The 19,311-nt window shown below is 47.3% G+C and carries 14 protein-coding genes; 9 read left to right on the top strand and 5 right to left on the bottom strand.

Going from position 1 to position 19,311, the window contains the following annotated elements:
• Positions 1–19 precede the first annotated feature (19 nt).
• The gene (folK, locus tag WBG78_RS16770; protein WP_337327607.1) at positions 20–505 is read right to left on the bottom strand and encodes a 2-amino-4-hydroxy-6-hydroxymethyldihydropteridine diphosphokinase; all 486 of its coding nucleotides are present in this window, start codon (positions 503–505) and stop codon (positions 20–22) included.
• A 66-nt stretch (positions 506–571) separates the two neighbouring features.
• Here folK and sppA point away from each other — a divergent pair, with 66 nt between their 5' ends.
• On the top strand, positions 572–2,323 hold the full coding sequence (gene sppA / locus WBG78_RS16775; RefSeq protein WP_337327608.1) for a signal peptide peptidase SppA: 1,752 nt from the start codon (positions 572–574) through the stop codon (positions 2,321–2,323).
• A gap of 138 nt (positions 2,324–2,461) precedes the next feature.
• Positions 2,462–3,439, top strand: coding sequence for a biotin synthase BioB (gene bioB, locus WBG78_RS16780; RefSeq protein ID WP_337327609.1), 978 nt, complete (start codon positions 2,462–2,464; stop codon positions 3,437–3,439).
• Positions 3,440–3,931: 492 nt separating this feature from the next.
• Here bioB and WBG78_RS16785 read toward each other — a convergent pair whose 3' ends face one another.
• Complete coding sequence (locus WBG78_RS16785; RefSeq protein WP_337327610.1) at positions 3,932–4,090, bottom strand: hypothetical protein; 159 nt, start codon at positions 4,088–4,090, stop codon at positions 3,932–3,934.
• Between the two features lie 199 nt (positions 4,091–4,289).
• Positions 4,290–4,418, bottom strand: a complete 129-nt coding sequence (locus WBG78_RS16790; protein WP_337327611.1) for a hypothetical protein — start codon at positions 4,416–4,418, stop codon at positions 4,290–4,292.
• Positions 4,419–4,570: 152 nt separating this feature from the next.
• Here WBG78_RS16790 and WBG78_RS16795 point away from each other — a divergent pair, with 152 nt between their 5' ends.
• The 3 genes from WBG78_RS16795 (at position 4,571) to WBG78_RS16805 (ending at position 9,621) form a co-directional block, all read left to right on the top strand.
• Positions 4,571–6,664: an ATP-binding protein gene (locus WBG78_RS16795; RefSeq protein ID WP_337327612.1), complete on the top strand. Its 2,094-nt coding sequence runs from the start codon at positions 4,571–4,573 to the stop codon at positions 6,662–6,664.
• A 103-nt stretch (positions 6,665–6,767) separates the two neighbouring features.
• Positions 6,768–8,867 (top strand): methionine--tRNA ligase, encoded by a 2,100-nt coding sequence (gene metG, locus WBG78_RS16800; RefSeq protein ID WP_337327613.1) that lies wholly within the window; start codon positions 6,768–6,770, stop codon positions 8,865–8,867.
• A 124-nt stretch (positions 8,868–8,991) separates the two neighbouring features.
• A complete protein-coding gene (locus WBG78_RS16805; protein ID WP_337327614.1) occupies positions 8,992–9,621 on the top strand; it encodes a response regulator transcription factor in 630 nt (209 codons plus the stop codon).
• Between the two features lie 7 nt (positions 9,622–9,628).
• Here the strand turns inward: WBG78_RS16805 and WBG78_RS16810 are convergent, their stop codons facing one another.
• On the bottom strand, positions 9,629–10,336 hold the full coding sequence (locus WBG78_RS16810; RefSeq protein WP_337327615.1) for a sensor histidine kinase: 708 nt from the start codon (positions 10,334–10,336) through the stop codon (positions 9,629–9,631).
• A gap of 70 nt (positions 10,337–10,406) precedes the next feature.
• Between WBG78_RS16810 and WBG78_RS16815 the strand changes: the two genes are divergently transcribed.
• Together WBG78_RS16815 and WBG78_RS16820 are read left to right on the top strand one after the other, a co-directional pair.
• Positions 10,407–11,990 carry a tetratricopeptide repeat protein gene (locus WBG78_RS16815; protein WP_337327616.1) on the top strand — a complete coding sequence of 528 codons (1,584 nt, stop codon included), beginning with the start codon at positions 10,407–10,409 and terminating at the stop codon, positions 11,988–11,990.
• A gap of 6 nt (positions 11,991–11,996) precedes the next feature.
• The gene (locus tag WBG78_RS16820) at positions 11,997–14,546 is read left to right on the top strand and encodes a glycosyl hydrolase (protein WP_337327617.1); all 2,550 of its coding nucleotides are present in this window, start codon (positions 11,997–11,999) and stop codon (positions 14,544–14,546) included.
• 2 nt (positions 14,547–14,548) lie between these two features.
• Here the strand turns inward: WBG78_RS16820 and WBG78_RS16825 are convergent, their stop codons facing one another.
• On the bottom strand, positions 14,549–15,715 hold the full coding sequence (locus tag WBG78_RS16825) for an MFS transporter (RefSeq protein ID WP_337327618.1): 1,167 nt from the start codon (positions 15,713–15,715) through the stop codon (positions 14,549–14,551).
• A gap of 776 nt (positions 15,716–16,491) precedes the next feature.
• Between WBG78_RS16825 and WBG78_RS16830 the strand changes: the two genes are divergently transcribed.
• Positions 16,492–17,658 (top strand): DmpA family aminopeptidase, encoded by a 1,167-nt coding sequence (locus tag WBG78_RS16830; RefSeq protein ID WP_337327619.1) that lies wholly within the window; start codon positions 16,492–16,494, stop codon positions 17,656–17,658.
• A 244-nt stretch (positions 17,659–17,902) separates the two neighbouring features.
• Complete coding sequence (locus WBG78_RS16835; RefSeq protein ID WP_337327620.1) at positions 17,903–19,273, top strand: PQQ-dependent sugar dehydrogenase; 1,371 nt, start codon at positions 17,903–17,905, stop codon at positions 19,271–19,273.
• Positions 19,274–19,311: the final 38 nt, after the last annotated feature.

The raw sequence follows: 19,311 nt of genomic DNA on the forward strand, positions 1-19,311 counted from the left end.
TTAGTATTTACAAGTGCCGTTATATTTTTTTAACCGCCAGAGTGTCGCTGCAATTCTTGAGAAGCTCATGAATGGTTTGATACATCTTCGGATGGATAAGGTCATCGGCTATCTCTGACATCGGCACCAGGGCAAATCGTCTGTTTTGTAATTCGGGATGAGGGATCTTAAGGTCAGGCATGTCGACAACCTGATCACCAAAGAAGAGTATGTCGATGTCTATCACACGCTCTCCCCATTTTTCTTTTCGTTCACGCCCCATTGATTTTTCAATGAGCTGCAACGTTGCCAGTAACTCAACCGGACTTAAGAATGTAGTGATGCGAATTGCCTGATTATAGAACGTGGCCTGATTTGTTTTTCCCCATGCTGCTGTTTCATAAACGGAGGAGCGCCCGCGTATCACGCCGGCTCTGGTCTCAATTGCCCACAACGCGTCGTTTAGGTGCTTGCGGCGGTCACCTATATTAGAGCCGAGAAGAAGGTATACCGATTGGTTGATCATGACCAGGCAAACATACTTTTTTATTCGAATGAGTATTGCGTACTTTTGAAATCTAAAGATGTTTCTATGAATTTTTTCAAGAGTTTTTTCGCTTCCTGTCTGGGTTCAATCGTGGCCATGGTGGTAGTCATCTTCGGCCTGATCTGGATCATTTCACTATCGGGTGGCGATGAAGTGTTGATTGATGATAATTCTGTCCTCCACCTCGATTTGGACGTGCCAATCGTTGAGACTGAACGCGAAGATCCGTTTGCTGGCGTCCCGTTCTTTGGAGGAGATGCACCCCGACCAGTAGGCCTGGCCCAGTTGAGGCAAGCCATTCAAAAAGCGAAAGATGATCAGAAGGTCAAGGGTATCTACCTCACCGTTTCATCTCCACAGGCAGGCTATGCCGTTATCGAAGAATTGCGTAAGGCCATACTCGATTTTCGCACTGGAGGAAAGTGGGTGATCGCATTTAGCGAAGGAATGACGGAACAGGCGTATTACCTGGCATCATCCGCCGACAAGATATATCTGCATCCCGAAGGCGATCTGGAGTTTAACGGACTCGCCATAGATGTTACATTTTTTAAGCGGTTGTTTGACAAACTGGAAATCAAGCCGGAGATCTTCCGCGTCGGCGAATTCAAGAGTGCAGTCGAGCCGTTCATGCTTGAAAAGATGAGTGAGCAGAACCGTTTGCAGCTAACTGAACTGATCGAGTCGCTCAATGATCAGGTGATCTCAAGTGTCGCTTCTGCGCGTAACCTTCCCGTTGAACGTGTCAAGGAGATCTCTGATAAGATGCTGGTTCATAATCCGGCACAGGCAAAGGAAGTAGGTCTCATCGACTCGCTTGCGTATGCCGACCAGGTTGAAGACATTATCAGGAAGCGCGCTGGCGTAGATAAACTATCGCTTGTGAAATACAGTAAGTACAGCAAGACGGTAACGCAGACAGGTACGTCAAAAAATGAAGTAGCAGTCATCGTGGCCGAGGGAACGATAGTATCCGGAAAAGCAGATGCATCACGTGGTGTCATAGCATCAGAGTCATTCATAAAGGTGCTGCGTAAGGCTCGTGAAGATGAGGATGTGAAAGCAGTAGTCTTGCGTATCAACTCACCAGGTGGAAGTTCACTCGCTTCGGATGCAATGTGGCGCGAGATCACACTTACCTCTCAATCGAAACCCGTCATCGCTTCAATGTCTGATTATGCAGCATCCGGCGGTTACTATATGGCAATGGGATGTGATACAATTGTGGCACAACCACACACAATAACAGGTTCTATTGGTGTATTCAGCGTACTGTATGATGCAAGTGGCTTCCTGGGAAATAAGTTGGGAATAACAAGTGAGGAATTAAAGACTGGTGAGATCGGCGAGTTGGTAACAATCAGCAGGCCACTCAATGAAGTGGAGCGAAGCATCTGGCAGCAGCGCACTGAAGAAGTTTACGATACGTTTACAAAGAAAGCTGCTGAAGGACGGAAGACAACGCAGGATGCCATCAAAGCTGTTGCATCGGGGCGTGTGTGGTCCGGCTTGCAGGCGAAGGAACGAGGACTGGTCGACATCATAGGAACATTTGAGGATGCTGTGAAAGTTGCAGCCGCTGCCGCAGATCTGAAGGACGATTACAAGGTTCGGATTTATCCCCGTTACACCCCTTCCTTATTTGAGCAGATTGCCACAAAGATCGAGGAGGACAACGAGGAGAATGCTATTCGCGCGCAATTGGGCGAGTACTATTATTTGTACCAGCAGATGAAAGAGGTGAAATCTTATCAGGGCACGCAGGCGCGCATGCCATATAGCCTAAGGATTCATTAGGATACCGGAGCTTGCCCGACGCTGTTGTTACAGTATTTCACCGACCTTGCTTTGAGGCAAAGGCATGCCAATGGTCGTATAGTGATACCGTTATAAACTGAAATGTATAGTCAGAACTAATTGATTGATTCTTATAACATGAACGAAATCAGAAACGACTGGACGCGCGAAGAGATCGCTGCTATTTATAACCGACCGGTGCTTGAATTAATTTATGAAGCGGCCACCGTACACAGGAGATATCACGAAACTGGAGAGGTGCAGGTGTGTACTCTGCTTTCGGTGAAGACTGGTGGTTGTCCTGAAGATTGCGCGTATTGTCCACAGGCAGCGCGGTATCATACCAACGTGAAGGTCGAAAAGCTGATGGAGGTTGATGAAGTATTGCAGCATGCTTCGGATGCAAAGGAGGCAGGAAGCACGCGATTCTGCATGGGAGCTGCATGGCGTGAAGTACGCGACAACCGCGACTTCGACAAAGTGATATCGATGGTGAAAGGTGTGAGTAGCATGGGCATGGAAGTTTGCTGTACACTGGGCATGCTTACTTCCGAACAGGCTGGGAAATTGAAAGACGCCGGACTTTATGCATACAATCACAACCTTGATACAAGCGCCGAATTCTATAATGAGGTAATCACCACGCGCAACTATGGCGACAGGTTGGATACGCTCGAGCACGTGCGTGGGGCCAAAATCAGCGTTTGTTCCGGCGGCATTATCGGAATGGGCGAGAAGACTGACGACAGGATCGGTATGCTCCATGTGTTGGCCACGCTTCCGGAGCATCCTGAGTCCGTGCCCGTAAACGCTCTGGTTCCAGTAGAGGGAACGCCCCTTGAGGACCAGCCTAAGGTTTCTGTCTGGGACATGATCCGAATGATTGCCACAGCCCGGATGATAATGCCTAAGGCTATGGTGCGCCTTTCAGCAGGCCGCGTGCGGATGAATCTTGAGGAGCAGGCGCTGTGTTTCCTCGCGGGAGCCAACAGCATCTTTGCCGGCGATAAGCTCCTGACCACCCCGAATCCAGGGTATGTCCGCGACCAGGAGATGTTTCAAATCCTTCAGTTGACACCCCGTAAAGCTCATAAAGAAGCAGTAGGCAACCCGTGATTTTGCCCGTTTTATGATGTAAGATTTCGATCCGATTTTAAAAAAATCGATAGGAAACGTGTCAATGATAGGCAACTATTACAGACATAATCGGCCGTCGAGTTGAACTTACGATCGACGAGTTGACATCAAAGTTGAAGGCTTTTGTCGTTACCCCCTTCATTGGGTCTGTATTGAAAGGTGCGGTAAAAGTAACCGCAGGAGAAGGGGCTGAATCGTCCCTTTTTTTATACACATTAGATTGACGCGCTCTTTGGCAATAAAGTTTGGCCACGCTTTTAGACATTTGAATTGTCTATTTGTTAGTTGGCCATAGTCTGCGGTGCAAGAAAAATTGGACCGTCAGGGCAGAAGATTTTGAAAGTGGAATCCGGTACATCGTTGTTCCCACACCAAATTGTGGCAGGAACAACGGCGACTCGGCAGTAGGGGTAGGGTTGTATCACCCCCTGTTTTCCGGGGTATCAGTTAATACTCCCGGGAGATTGTGAGCTACTTCTCTTCCAGGGCAAAGCCACCGGCAGGAGCTGACTGATCTTCAATCTTGGCTACCTGCGCTTGCTTTTTGTCTACCCGTGTCGTTGTGGCAAACGTAAAAGATAGTGTTGCAATAGCCGCAGTAGCGATTAAGAGTGTTATTTTAGTTTTCATAGAAGTTGAGGTGAGAGAGTGGGCGTTAGATTATGGCTTTGGATCGATACCTTGGCCTCCACCGTTTTGCGTTGTTGGCGTTACTTCTTCTTCTGTGCAGGAAGTGATAGTCAAGGATGTGGCGAGAGCTAGGAAAATGATTGCAATAAACTTCTTCATGGTTGGTGTTTTAGGATGGTGTTTTAATAGGTCGAACAGTTTATTTAGGATCAATTCCTTGACCGCCTCCATTCATTACTGTGCTGGGAGTCACTTCTTCCTCGGTACAAGCAGTGAATGCCATTGATGCAGCCAAAGCGATGATGAGTGAGTAGATTACTTTTTTCATAGTGTTTAGGTTTAGTATAGTTGTTGAAGATATAAGTTCAGTTGTTGTTGATTTGATAATTCAAAGTAAGCTTGATTCGATTTAATTTTTCTTGTAACAGAATTTTGGAACGCACTTGTGTAACATATTTTCTTAAAGGTTTAAAACTGTGCATGCTTCTAGTGTTGCTGTTGATGCACGCAGGAACAATTGCGCAGGACTTGAAGGAGATAGATTCTTTACTCGTAATAGTTGAGAGTACCAGAGATGCGAAAACAAAGATGAACGCGGAAGTACAATTGGCTTGGCAATACTTGGAGCATGACGATACAAAAGCGTTAGGGTATTCTTCCAGCGGCCTAGAGCTTGCTTGGCAGTTTGGCGATTCCGCTAAGATTGTGAAGGCAGGTAGGATTAAAGGTCAAGCATCAAGACGCTTAGATAAACCGAATGAGGCGATAGAAATTTTCTTAAAGATTCTTCCCATTGCAGAGCGTAACAAGTTCATAGATGAGCAAAAAAAGATACTGAACGCCCTTGCACTAGCCTACACCTACCAGGCTATTTATGACAAAGCTCTGGATTACAATTTTCAATCTCTCGTGTTACGCGAAACAAATGGAACACGAGACGAAATAAGTATCACATTAAATAACATCGGTCTAGTATATTTTAAGTTGCATAACTATGAAAGTGCTTTAAAATATTATGACCAATGCGTTGCAATTAAGATGGATATCAAAAATCTATCGAATTTGGATGTGATCTATCTAAACATGGGCTTGTGCTATCTGCAATTGCGTAAGTATCCGGAAGCAAGGGAGTACACATTAAAGGGGTTATCGGTTTGTCGTGAAAACTGTAGTGCCGAAACGACAATGATCGGCGAGTACGGTTTGGGTGAGGCATCCTATTGGCTTCGGGATTTTGTTGACGCGGAAAAGCATTTGATGACTTCGCTAAAGCTGGCAAGAGAAAAGAACGATCTCCGGTGGCAAGGTGAAAACTTGGTTTATCTTGGCGTGATCTATTTTGATAGTAAGGATTATGAGAAGTCGATATCTACACTTATTGCTGCGGACTCAATCGCCACTTTAGGTGGCTATAATCAGATAAAGATTGAATCTTACAAACACTTATCAAGAGTGTATAGTGCAACTAAGGACTTTGAACGAGCGTCCATTTTTCAGAAGAAGCTGATTCAATTTTCTGATAGCCTCATCGGAAGGGAACTAGTAACAAGCATCGGCCGAATCCAAGCAAATTACGAGGAAAGAGAAAATATAGCAACAATTGCATCGAAGGAGGTCATTATTGAGCAGGAACGCGATCTCAATGTAGCGGTCACCTTTATTGCAATGCTAACTGGTCTACTCGTATTGGTTCTCCATTTTGGTAATAGAAATATGAAGCGTGTGAACGCTAAGTTGTACGAGGCTAAGGAGGTTATCCAGCGTCAAAATAAAGAACTTGAATACAAAAATCGAGAACTAGATATTCAGGTAGACAAAAAGACAGTTGACTTGGCTCGCGTTAATACTTCATTGAAACAAGTGAATGATGAGTTGGACAACTTTATTTATAAAACCTCTCATGACATACGTGGTCCTTTGGCAAGTTTGAGGGGCATGTGTAATGTAGCGCTCATGGATGTTCAAGATCCAACTGCTCTGGAATATTTACGTAAGCTTGATGCAACGGCTGAAAGACTCAATTCCATTTTGACGCGCCTTGTGATAATTAATCAGATCAACAATTCTAAACTTACTGTTCGTCCTATAGATTTTAAGTCAATAGTGAATGACGTGATGATGCTGGAGAAAAAGAAGGGTTTACCTCCAGATCTTGCTGTGAATATTAAGATCGATAATGATGTGGATGTCGAATCGGATCAGGAACTTGTTCGAATTGTGCTGGAGAATCTGATCGATAACGCAATTAAGTTTTACAACGACTCCGATCGCGTTGATTCGTTTATTAACGTTAGTATCACAGGCACGGACAACGGTGGTGCTAAGGTAAGAGTCGTCGATAACGGCATCGGTATCAGCGAAGCGAGTCCGGGAAAGTTATTTCAAATGTTTTCGCGCGCTTCTGAGCGCTCGGAGACGGGTGGCATCGGACTTTACATTACGAAGACGGCTACCGAGAAGATTGGCGGGAGGGTAGGTCTGTTGACTACACCCGAAGGCTTCACCGAGTTTTATGTGATCTTTCCCCGATCACCTTTCGCCGAGATCGAGCGCTTTGAACGCCGCCTCGGATAGGCTTTTACCCCAATTTTGAGTGATTTTTTCCGCGTATGCGGAATTTTTTTAGCTGCGCTGCAATTATCATCTTTGCCCTCCCGCTATATCGGGGACAACGATCATGAAGGACTTCAAGCGCTATACGATTACGGCTGCCCTGCCTTACGCCAATGGCCCAAAGCACATTGGCCACCTTGCAGGTGCCTACATACCATCAGATGTTTATGTGCGCTACCTGAGATCAATGGAACGCGACGTTGTGTTCGTATGCGGAAGCGATGAGCATGGAACGGCTATCCCCAACCAGGCGCTGAAAGAGAATACTACGCCACAGGCAATCATTGATAAGTACCACGCCCAGATTCGCGACTGTTTTTCGGCGCTTGGTATTGCATTTGATATTTATCACAGGACCAGCGAGAAGATTCATCACGAAACTTCGCAGGAATTTTTCCTGCAGCTGTATAACAAGGGGTTACTGACCGAGGAGGTCTCGGAACAATACTTCGATGAGGAGGCAGGCGTGTTTCTGGCAGACCGCTACATCATTGGGACCTGCCCGAAATGTGGTAATCCTAACGCCTATGGAGATCAGTGCGAGAAATGTGGCAGTACGTTAAGTCCCCGGGAACTGATTAATCCCAGGTCAACTCTGTCTGGTAAAGCCCCTATTTTAAAAGAAACGAAACATTGGTATCTGCCGCTGCAACAATATGAGCCATGGCTGCGGGAGTGGATCCTTAAAGGACACGAAGATGACTGGAAGACGAATGTTTACGGTCAGTGCAAGTCATGGATAGAAGCGGGCCTGCAACCGAGAGCAATGACCCGCGACCTTGATTGGGGTATCAAGGTCCCGTTACCTGATGCCGATGGTAAAGTATTGTATGTTTGGTTTGATGCCCCAATTGGATACATATCTGCAACGCGCGCGCTATTCGACGAGCTGAGTTCCGGCCGGAAGCAGTATTCACAGCCCCAGAGAGACTTTGGTAAAGTGACCAAGGAAGATTGGCTGAAGTACTGGCAGGATAAGGAAACCAGGCTGATTCATTTCGTTGGAAAAGACAATATCGTTTTTCATTGCATCATCTTTCCGGTTATGCTTCATGCGCATACCGAGTACGTTGTGCCAGACAACGTTCCGGCGAACGAGTTCATGAATCTCGAAGGAGACAAGATGTCTACCAGCCGCGGATGGTCAATCGAAATGCATGAATACCTTGAGGACTTCCCGGGCAAGCCGGACGTTTTGCGTTACGCCTTGCTGGCGAATCTCCCGGAAACCAAGGACAGCGAATTCACCTGGAAGGATTTTCAGGCAAAGAACAATAACGAGCTGGTCGCTATCCTTGGAAATTTCGTAAACCGCGCTCTTGTCCTTACGCAAAAGTATTTCGACAATAAGGTTCCTGCCAGGTTGGATCTCAGTGACATCGACAAACAGGTTCTGAAGAATCTTGCGGCAATGCCGGGCACGATAGCTTCGTCGATTGAACAGTTTCGATTTCGCGAAGCAACGGCAGGTTTAATGGACGTGGCGCGTCTTGGTAATAAATACCTGGCCGACACAGAACCATGGAAGTTGTACAAGACCGATCCGGACCGCGTGCGGACAGTTCTAAACATCGCCTTGCAAATCGTGGCAAACCTTGGCGTTCTCGCAGAGCCTTTCCTTCCGTTTACGGCAGCGAAGATCAACACCATGCTGAACGCGCCTGTAAGGAAGTGGCAAAGAGCCGGAGGAGAGCTTCTGGATGTAGGTCATGTGCTGGGAACACCTGCGCTCCTCTTCGAGAAATTTGAGGATGACGTCATAGAACGTCAATTGGCAAAGCTCAGGAAGAAGCAAACCGATATTGAGATTGCAAAACAGCCCGTGAGCCCCTTAAAAAGCGAAATTACCTACGATGATTTTGCAAAGCTTGATGTTCGTATAGGAACCGTTGTAGCCGCTGAAAGAATGCCTAAGTCAAACAAGCTTCTGAAACTTTCCGTCGATAGTGGTGTTGATAAGCGCACGATATTGAGTGGTATTGCTCAGCATTATAGTCCGGAGGACATTTTGGGCAGACAAGTGATGTTTGTGGCCAACCTCGCGCCGCGGAAAATGATGGGCATGGAGTCGCAGGGCATGATTCTGATGGCTGAGGATGCCGGTGGAAAACTCGTCCTGGTACAGCCTGTTTCTTCTGTCAGGCCAGGATCGACAGTGAGTTGATTAGGAAAACAAGCTGGAAGGCGAGTCCCTCCAGCTTGCATTTTATCAGGATTTCCTGTGGGGGTTCCTCACCTATTTGTGAAATGGTGGCCTTATCTTAGGTACACCGATAACCACCCAAGCCATGCAAAAACTAAGCTTCCTCCTGGTCGAAGATGAAACCGTTGTTCGCGAAGGTCTTCGCGCCCTGCTGGAACGTGAGACCTTCGTAAAGGCCGTCTATGAAGCCTCTGACAGGCACTCTTTTGAACAGTTTCTGACAAGAAATGTCGACATCGTAATCCTTGACTATCGCCTCGTTTCTACCAATGGGCTGGAGTTGCTGGCATTGCTGAAAAAACAGGACAAAGCTCCGAAGGTCATCATTCTCACTGGTTTGGAAGGCTCGGAATTAATCATGAATCTGTTGCAGGCAGGTGTGCATGGCATTGTGTATAAACCTGACGGCTACAAAGAGCTGGTCAAAACAATTCAAAAAACGGTTGACTCCGGAAGCTACTTTTCTGAAAGAATACTGGACGTGATTAAGCTGAATGCACACCGATGGGATACAATTCCCCCGGTAGTACTGAGTTTCGGAGAACAGGAGCTTCTAAAAGCCATTGCAAATGGGCTGACCACAAAGGAAATTGCTCCTGCGTTAAAGATGACGGAGTCTACTGCAGAAACATATAGGATCAGACTTATCAGGAAAGTGGGTGTGCACAATACCGCTGCATTAATGGCGTATGCATTTAGAAATGGTATCCTTTGACAGTTACCTATGAGCTAGTGTCGTTGCAGATAGAAGAAATAGGGGCTTCGATTTTGGCTAGCAGGCCTTTGTTACCCTTGAGGTAATTGATGGATGCTTTCATTGTATCGGTTCTCATTTTAAGCGTGTTGCGTTTCTGCCTGAACCTGGTGACGACCTCAGTTAGATTGTTAACACCGGTGCCATCGTCTTCAACATCGATAATCAGGGCGTTGGACTCCCAGGTGAGCGTTACCCACATATGCCAGGCAAATGAATGCTTCAAAGCGTTATGCAGAAGTTCTTGTACAACACGATAGACATTGACATGATGCATTTTGGCAACCGGGCGCTCAAATCCAACCTGATTAAACTGGATAGTGGAGCTGCGGGGGTTCTCCATGTTTTTGCAAAGGGTTTCAATAGACACAGACAGTGCTTCTTCTTCCATGTTAACAGGCATCAGTTGTCTTGAAATTCGTTTAACAGAACGGCAAATATGATCGTACTCCGAGCGCATGGTGATAAGAAGACTCTCAAGTTCAGGATCAAGCGAGGCAAATGTGTCCAGGCGTTCCAGGTACAATTGCATCGTTGAAAGTTTTTGCACGAGGTCATCGTGGATCTCAGCACCCATCTCGTTCATCAGATGGTCGCATGCCTCGGTTGCGCTTCGGGAAATTTCCGCTTCGAGGTTCTTATAATAACCGGTGGATTGAATCAATGCGCTTAGCATATGGATGTAATTTAATGGGGGACTATACTGTTACGAACAACGTAGTTCGAAACTATCAAATTCATAGAATATGGAAAAATTCAGCACGCGAAAAGGATTGAAAATAATCCTGACAATTACGATGATATGTTTTTATGATTCGTTACTGTGCGCGTATTCATCCTCATCAACCACTCAGCTTGAACAGTCAGCCCTATGTTCTGAATACTACGATAGTGCATTCAATTTTTTGGACAGCGACAATGAATTAGCACTGAGAAATGCTAGAGCATCGTATCGTTGTGCAGCGAGCAACAAGGATACCCTCCTTATTGTAAGGAGTGGCGAACTAATGGCTAAAGCATTTAGACGACTGGGGCTTGTAGATTCGGCGGAGCACATTGCAGAAGTTTCAATTGTTACTGCAAGAGAAATGGGATATGTGAATGAATTGCAAAACTTACTCTATGGAATTGGGATAGTGTATTTCTTTAGGGCAGAATTTGACAAGGCTTTGCGATATAATTTTGAATGTTTAGATATTAGAAAACGAATTGGAACTGAGCTTGAAATCGGAAATTCGCTCTCAAACATTGGGCTGATCTATTACAAGCTGTCCGATTATAAAAAAGCACTGGAGTATTACAACCAAGCGCGCGCCATTTTCCGGAATGAAAGGACACCCAATCAACAATATGCCCAATTGCTCGTGAACATTGCACTATGTCATGCGTATTTAAGGTCTTTCGATAAGGCACTTGAAAAGACAGCGGAGTCATTAGTTGTCTGTGGTGCTGGGTGTCCAGCCATCGTAGTCGGCAATGTTGAATTTTGTCGCGGGATCGTAAGTTTTGAGCAGAGGAAGACAGGAAGCGCAATTATACACTTTTTAGCATCGTATAGTCTCACAAAATCGCTGAACGAGGAAAGGTTGGCCCTTGATAATATTATCTTCCTAACTAGATTGTATATGGCAAACGATAGCCTTCCTAAGGCTGAATACTACTTTGCTGAAGCAGAACGGCTAATGAAACATGGTACTCCTTATAGCATGGAACAAATGAAGGTGTATAGCGAGTTCGTTGCGTTGTATGAAAGGAAAGGTGACTTTAAGAAGGTTGCAGATTTCCTACGTAGACATTTGGCCCTAAAAGACAGCATCTATGACGATGAAGTCACTACCCGACTAATGCGCATTGAGGCAAACCACGTAGAGAAGGAGAAAAACGCACGCATCGCGATGCAAAATGAGAAGCTCGCCCTCAATGACAAAATCATTTCGCGACAACATACCATCAATATACTTGCCTTTACATCGGTTTTATTTCTCACCATCTCGGTAGTACTAACCGTTCGAAACCACCGCGCGGAGAAGAAGCGAAATGCTGACCTCGAGATGCGCGTGAAAAGCCGCACAAGGGAACTAGAGGAACTCGTCAATGAGTCACAACGTCTGTATAGCGAGAAGAAAATATGGTTCGACAAAATTCTGCGTGCCGTGCGACACACTACAAATACAATTAGCGGTCTGACCTCGCTCGCAAGCAGGGATGCGGAATCGAACGAAAAATGTATTAAGTTGATCGGTCAGGAAATAAATCAATTGCTTGTTCATGTTAACAGCTATGTGTCGCGGAGTAACGCGGGCATACCAAACTACAAAGATCAGGACTGAGACGACATGTTGAAAATACTTAATAGGTTAACAGCTTCGAATGTAAAGTCGATACTAATATGCGCCTTAATATGCATAGCTGGAATATTAAATAATGCGCATGCCCAAAATACACCTAACACAACGCGTCCGTGGACTTATTGGTGGTGGATGGGCAATGCTGTCGACTCTGTCAACATACAAAGACAACTTCTTCAGTTTTCAGAAGCAGGATTCGGTGGTGTTCATATTATCCCCATCTACGGCGTTAAAGGTTATGAGTCGCGATTTAAGTCTTTTCTCAGCGACGATTGGCTGAACATGTTGAACTACACAACAGGTCAGGCGCAACAACTTGGACTGGGCGTTGATCTTACCATGGGTACGGGTTGGCCTTTCGGTGGCAAACACGTTACACCGCGATATGCCGCAAAGAAGTTTGTACTTAATGGAAGTGTGATTTCATCCGTGGCCACCGGACAACAGGTCAAGCGTGCAGCGCCGGGAGGAGAAGGTTTGGTCGTAGACTACTACGACAGTGCGGCTGTCGTTAATTACTTTAAGCCATTTGAGGTGCTGACATCCGTGGAATATCAGGTGCGTGCACTTTATCACGACTCATTTGAGGCTTACGGTGCGAACTGGTCGGCTGACTTTCTTGCCCAGTTTAAGCAACGGCGTGGATATGCGCTCGAAGAACAGACCACGGCTCTGACAGATAGTCTCTCTGGACAGAAAGGAATGCTCGTAAGGATGGACTATCAGCAGACGCTTTCAGAACTATTGCACGACAAATTTACCATTCTCTGGACAGGCTGGTCAAAGGCTCATCATTACCGGACCCGAAACCAGGCACATGGATCGCCCGGCAATCTGCTCGATCTCTATGCGCTGGCAGACATACCAGAAACAGAGTCGTTCGGAAGCAGTCGCTTTCCGATTCCCAATCTGCGCGTCGATGATCATTATGAAGTCGAACGCTTTGGCACACCAGATGTACTGGCCATGAAGTTTGCATCCTCGGCTGCCAACCTAACAGGTAAAAAACTTGTGAGCTCTGAAACCGGAACCTGGCTGGCAGACCACTTCAAAGTTTCGCTTTCGCAGCTAAAGCCTCAGATCGATCAGCTCTTCACCGCAGGTGTCAATCACATATTTTATCACGGGACGACCTATACACCCGAGGAAGAAGGATTTCCGGGATGGCTGTTTTATGCGTCAACCAATTTTGGAACACAGTCGCATCTATGGTCACACATGACAGAGCTTAACGGATGGGTTACACGCTGCCAGTCACGGCTGCAGGAAGGCAGTTCCGACAACGACATTCTGCTATACTTTCCCATTCACGACATCTGGGCAAAGACGCCGGCAGGCAATAACCCGGTGCAATTGCTCGACGTGCATCATACTGAAAAGTGGCTTCAGAATTCATCGTTCGGTAAAGTGGCTAACCAGCTGATGAACGCAGGTCATACGTTCGACTACATTTCAGACTCCTTGCTCATGGGCATCAACGCGAAGCGAGGCATGGCCTGGTCTGGAAAGCAATCGTACAAAGTGATCATTGTGCCCCCGGTTGAATATATGCCACTGAGAACGCTGCAGCGCCTCGACGAGTTGGCCAGATCTGGCGTCAGCATATTATACGTTGAGCACACTCCTGCGCATCCATCCGGACTGAAGACTTCATTTAAAGCCTTTGCCGCCGAAAACAAGGCCGGTGGCAACGCAGGTAGGGTGGTGAAAACATCCATGCTGCTGCAGCAGATTGAAAGATTTGGTGCGAAGCGGGAGGGATTCCCTGAACTGGGATTGTCATTTATCAGAAGACGCACTTCCAACGGCGTCACTTATTTCGTCGCCAACCTTTCGGATAAATTCTCAAAAGGATGGGTGCATGTTTCCGAAAGCGCAAAAGACTTTCATCTCTACGATCCAATGATAAACGCTGCGCGGCCTGCACCTTCGCGGCGACAGTCAAACGGCGCGCTTGTTCATATTGAACTGGCACCAGGGGAATCAATCTTTCTCATTCCGCATGCCGGCATAAAGCAAACGGAGTTGAAAGAATGGAAATCATCCGACATCAAAGGCGAATGGCAATTTTCATTCGAAAAAGGTCTGCCGCCGATCAGTTTTGCGACAAGGTTGAAAGAGTTGCCGTCTTGGACATCTCTGAGCGATTCAGCGCAATACTTTTATGGTGCAGCGAACTATCAGCTGGACTTCCGCCGCACTCCTGAAATGTCGTCTGCTACAGAGTTTATTCTTGATCTGGGTGACGTAAGAGAGGTCGCTGTAGTTCGTGTGAATGGACAACCCATCGGCAAGGCCTGGAGCCTGCCTTATCGCCTTAGGATACCGTCATCACTGCTGCAGGAAAAGAACTCTCTCGAAATAGTAGTGTACAACCTGTCGGCTAACTATATGCGTTGGTATGATCGCGAACATCCTGAATGGAAGAAGTTCTACGACATCAATATTGTGGACATTCAATACAAGCCATACTCGGCAGCTGATATGCCAGCGATGCCCTCCGGGCTCATGGGACCAGTTCGTATGTTGTTTCGCTAGTCTTAAGATGGCACGATCTCCATATCGCGCTTTCTGTATTGCAATAATGCAGCCGCCGTCATTGCTCCGGTTAACGCCATGCCCACCCCAACCCATTCAGCTGACGTGTAAGAAAATCCCGCATCGATAGGCAGTCCTCCAAGGTAAGCCCCGAGTGCATTGCCAATGTTGAAACATGCCTGCGCAACTGCAGCGGCGAACATCTCTGAACCACGTGCTGACTGGATCATCAACATCTGTATAGGAGGCGCCAACGAAAAAGCCAGAGCCCCGGTGATGAATGTCATGGCCAGTGAAAGGACCTTGTATTCGGCAGTCATGGCAACGAGCGTCAGCGAAAAGCTCATGGCTATCAGCAACGCGAAGGCTGTACGCGCCGGAGAGAACCTGTCAGCAAGGCGGCCACCAATAAGATTTCCAGCACACATACCAAGTCCGGCGAAGGCAAGAATGTAAGGCACACTATCAGCTGAAAAGCCGGACACTTCAGTAAGCAGCGGAGATATATAACTGATCCAGCAGAAAAGGCCGCCGGTTCCGATAGCGATGGTAGCAATAATGAGCCATGCTTCCGGACTCTTGAAAAAGTTGAACTGCTGCGCAAGGTTTTCTTTCCTGGCGGCACTCAGTTTCGGCATCCACAACTGAAGGGATAGTACAGTAGCCAGACCGATAACACCAATAAGCATAAACGTATATCGCCAGCTCACATGACTGCCCAGAAATGTTCCCAGCGGAACACCCGCGAGGTTGGCAATCGTCAGTCCTGCGAACATCATGGACACGGCTTGAGCCTCCTTGCCTTTGTCTGCAAGCCTGCTGGCCACAACGGCACCCACTCCGAAGAATGCCCCGTGAGGAAGTCCGGATAAAAGTCGTAAGGCAAGTAACGAATAGTAGCCTGTCGCCAAACCTGAAAGTGCATTGAACACAGTGAACATGATCATCAGCATGATCAGCAAACGCTTCGGGGGAATGCCGCCTGAGAAAATAACCAGCATCGGCGCGCCGATCACAACGCCAAGGGCATACGCTGAAATAAAATGTCCGGTCTGCGGAATAGAGATGCCAAAATTTTGCGCGATCACGGGAAGCAACCCCATCATTACAAACTCCGTTGTTCCAATTCCAAGTCCTCCCAGCAGCAAAGCAAACAAGCTCTTCTTCATTCTCTCTTTTCGTTGTATGAAATACAAGCAAGTCTACGGAAAGGTTCTGCATTGCGACGGTGTTGAGCATACATAAATTGCAACAATCGTTTTCACCCGTAGGTATTTTTAACAACGAAGTAAGAGTAAGGCGCAGCAACCGTTTGCTGTAAATACGCTTGACGTTGTTTTCCGATTCTGCTAAGTGAAAGATTTGTGATTGCCGGGTAGGAAGAATTCTTCTGCCTGGGTTTGTGCGTAAGAGCAAAAGCACGCCGATATAGAAAACACAATGGTCTCTCGCGTCCATCGTCTGCCTTGCGGTTGATAAATGTCAGGCATACACGTGCTAAATCGTGCTGGCCTTTCTCTATAGATCTCCTATAGTGCTTCTATAGCTGCTCTATACTTTCTCTATACCCGCTCTATACTTTTCTATACCCTCTCTATACTTCTCTATACTTCTCTATAGTTTGATGGTAGCCATTCCTGGCCTCCTCTATACTTCCAGACAGACACCTTGATGTATAGTCAAGGAGTTGCGGTTGTTGCGTATAGCGAACAGGTTGGAGTAAGTGTCCGACCAGCCAGAGACTTACCAGAGGTAAGACTTTTTACGCTCTCCCACCGCTCTTTGTAACGCTCCCGCTTCGCTCTGTTGCCGCACTTTTCCCAGAGTCCCATCGCACTTTTCCACACTCCACCCAGACCTTTCCCACACTTTCCCAGACTTAGCCGGCTATCAATTCACGGCGATAACCTCTATCTTACCCATAAGTACGCTCCACTTCACAACTATGAAGCTCACCCTTGCACCGTCACCCTTAACTCTGAAATTGCTCCGTACACTGTTCTTCACACTGCTCTTCACTCTCACATCCACTCTCACTCTGTTCTCCCAGTCCCGCGGTCGTACACGCGATTACGGCTTCACCATTGGCGTAATGAAGCCAGGGGCATATAACGCCATCACTGATGTGAAAGGCGTTCTGGTGGGTCATACGACCCTGAATCACGACAATGTGCGCACAGGTGTAACAGCAATTCTTCCTTACGATGGAAACATCTTCCAGCAGAAGGTGCCTGCCGGCGTGTTCGTGGGCAATGGCTTCGGAAAGCTTTCAGGCACCACACAGGTAATGGAGCTGGGAACGCTGGAAACACCCATAGTACTGACAAATACGCTGAATGTTTCGACGGCTATGGATGCCCTGATCGGATACACGCTTGCCCAGCCTGGAAACGAAAAGGTCCAGTCGGTGAACGCTGTGGTGGGTGAAACTAACGACGGCTACCTGAACGACATTAGAGGACGACATGTAACGAAGGACGATGTCTTGAAAGCAATAGGGTCCGCGTCCGGTGGCCCCGTTGCCGAAGGCAATGTTGGTGCTGGTACAGGCACCATCTGCTTCGAATGGAAAGGAGGAATCGGAACGTCGTCGCGGGTGCTGTCGGCGAAGTCAGGTGGGTATACCGTTGGGGTGCTCGTGCAAACGAACTTCGGCGGCGTGCTGCAGATCGACGGTCTGCCCGTAGGGGAGGCGTTGCGCATGCACGACCTCACGAACGAATCCAGCGACGGATCCTGCATGATCATTGTGGCTACGGATGCGCCCCTTGATTCACGAAACCTTCAGCGACTTGCCAAACGCGCTTTCATGGGACTCGCCCGAAGCGGCGGTATCGCCTCCAATGGTAGCGGCGACTATGTTATCGCTTTTTCAACAGCTGCCTCGGTCCGCATTCCGCACAACTACGCCTCGCCCACAATTCAAATGCCCGTGCTCATGAACGATGAAATGACACCGCTCTTCGCCGCCGCCATCGAAGCTACGGAAGAAGCGATCATCAACTCCCTGTTCAAAGCCGAGACGATGACCGGCAAGGATGGGCACATCATCAAAGCCCTCCCCATCGACGAGGTCATCAGGCTGAGAGACAAACAAGCTCCGCGAAAGTGATTTTCAAGGATTCTGACCTATAGAGGTCGCCGCTATTCTTGTTGATGAACGGCACCTCATGCATTCAAATCAAATGCTATTTTTGATGTTGGATACGAAGTGTTCTGGCAATCAATTAGAATCCTGGCCTATGAATTTTTCAGCCAATAAAAATACGTATCACTTTCCCGGCATTGTTCCAGTTCTCATTGCAATAATGTTGAGCTCTTCCTGCTCAAACCGGAGCGCATCTGAAAAACAAACAATGGTAGAAGATAGCGTCATCGTGCTGGGTGCCGAAGTATTTAACGATCATTGCGCAGGCTGTCACGGCCGCGAACTTCAGGGCAGCATTGCACCTGCCCTTCGCAATACTTCATTCAGGCACGGTAGCTCATTAGACTCCATCGTAAGATCAATTCAACATGGCATTCCTGGAACTGAAATGATCGGGTGGTCGGAAGTGTTATCCTCCGACGATATCAACTCCGTTGCAACTTATATCATCGCAGTACAAGACAAACCTGAGCTTATATCGCGAGGAGAGAAGGAGTTGAATCTCACTACTAAGTTATACAAGCTCAAAATCGAACCGCTGGTAACTGAAGGAATCGAAAAGCCCTGGGGTATCGCATTTGTCGACAACGATCACGCCTTAGTAACGGAGAACAAAGGGAATCTCCGCTGGCTTGTGAACAATAAGCTGGACCCTGAGAAGATTGTCGGTATTCCTTTCAGTTATGCATCCGACGCCTGGGGTGGCTTCATGGACGTGGCCGTAGATCCGGATTACGAAAGCAACCGCTGGATTTATCTTTCATTTAGCAGTAACAAAACAAAAAGTGCAGACAAACTTGCTCCGGGCATGACCAAAGTGGTGCGGGGAAAGATCACTGATCATCGCTGGCATGACGAGCAAACCCTCTTTCAGGTACATGATTCGCTCGCAATATCCGGTGGCACTAGATGGGGATGCCGGTTTCTCATCGACAAAGAAGGCTATCTCTATTTTTCAATTGGTGATATGAGTCGCGCTAACGATTCGCAGATCCTTACGCGACCTGCAGGGAAGATATTTCGAATAAACCGCGATGGAACAATTCCCAAAGACAATCCCTTTTACGGGCATAAGAAATATTTGCAGGCAATTTATAGTTGGGGAAACAGAAATGCTCAGGGATTTGCCCAACACCCTGAAACAGCCACGATCTATACTAGCGAACATGGACCGCAAGGGGGCGATGAATTAAATATCCTGAAGAAGGGGGAAAATTATGGCTGGCCTGTTATCACCTATGGAATCGATTATGATGGCAGCAAGATATCGGATGAAGCAAGTCACGCGGGAATGCGGCAACCTATCACCTGGTGGACGCCTTCGATAGCCGTAGGTGCCATTGACTTTGTCGATGGTAAGATGTTCTCTAAGTGGAAAAACAATCTGCTGGTTGGCGCACTCAAGTTTGAAGAGCTGCGCAGACTTGTCGTTGATGGCGATTCAGTAAAAGAACAGGAGATTTTGTTGAAGGGTTATGGCCGGGTTCGCGACGTGACAATGGCACCCGATGGATCGATTTTCGTGCTGACCAATACACCAGATGCAGTTCTGCGAATTGTGCCTGAGGAAGGCATCTGATAGAATGACATCTGTAAGTGTCTGAACCTCATAATTTT

It is taken from the genome of Chryseolinea sp. T2 (assembly GCF_037203685.1).
Lineage (GTDB): Bacteria > Bacteroidota > Bacteroidia > Cytophagales > Cyclobacteriaceae > Chryseolinea.

Excerpts from the sequence above, each read along its gene's own strand:
- WBG78_RS16815 (WP_337327616.1), top strand. The coding sequence starts at position 10,407 with ATGGAAAAATTCAGCACGCGAAAAGGATTGAAAATAATCCTGACAATT.
- WBG78_RS16825 (WP_337327618.1), bottom strand. The coding sequence starts at position 15,715 with ATGAAGAAGAGCTTGTTTGCTTTGCTGCTGGGAGGACTTGGAATTGGA.
- WBG78_RS16795 (WP_337327612.1), top strand. The coding sequence starts at position 4,571 with ATGCTTCTAGTGTTGCTGTTGATGCACGCAGGAACAATTGCGCAGGAC.
- metG (WP_337327613.1), top strand. The coding sequence starts at position 6,768 with ATGAAGGACTTCAAGCGCTATACGATTACGGCTGCCCTGCCTTACGCC.
- WBG78_RS16790 (WP_337327611.1), bottom strand. The coding sequence starts at position 4,418 with ATGAAAAAAGTAATCTACTCACTCATCATCGCTTTGGCTGCATCAATG.
- WBG78_RS16830 (WP_337327619.1), top strand. The coding sequence starts at position 16,492 with ATGAAGCTCACCCTTGCACCGTCACCCTTAACTCTGAAATTGCTCCGT.
- WBG78_RS16810 (WP_337327615.1), bottom strand. The coding sequence starts at position 10,336 with ATGCTAAGCGCATTGATTCAATCCACCGGTTATTATAAGAACCTCGAA.
- WBG78_RS16820 (WP_337327617.1), top strand. The coding sequence starts at position 11,997 with ATGTTGAAAATACTTAATAGGTTAACAGCTTCGAATGTAAAGTCGATA.
- folK (WP_337327607.1), bottom strand. The coding sequence starts at position 505 with ATGATCAACCAATCGGTATACCTTCTTCTCGGCTCTAATATAGGTGAC.
- WBG78_RS16805 (WP_337327614.1), top strand. The coding sequence starts at position 8,992 with ATGCAAAAACTAAGCTTCCTCCTGGTCGAAGATGAAACCGTTGTTCGC.
- WBG78_RS16785 (WP_337327610.1), bottom strand. The coding sequence starts at position 4,090 with ATGAAAACTAAAATAACACTCTTAATCGCTACTGCGGCTATTGCAACA.
- WBG78_RS16835 (WP_337327620.1), top strand. The coding sequence starts at position 17,903 with ATGGTAGAAGATAGCGTCATCGTGCTGGGTGCCGAAGTATTTAACGAT.
- sppA (WP_337327608.1), top strand. The coding sequence starts at position 572 with ATGAATTTTTTCAAGAGTTTTTTCGCTTCCTGTCTGGGTTCAATCGTG.
- bioB (WP_337327609.1), top strand. The coding sequence starts at position 2,462 with ATGAACGAAATCAGAAACGACTGGACGCGCGAAGAGATCGCTGCTATT.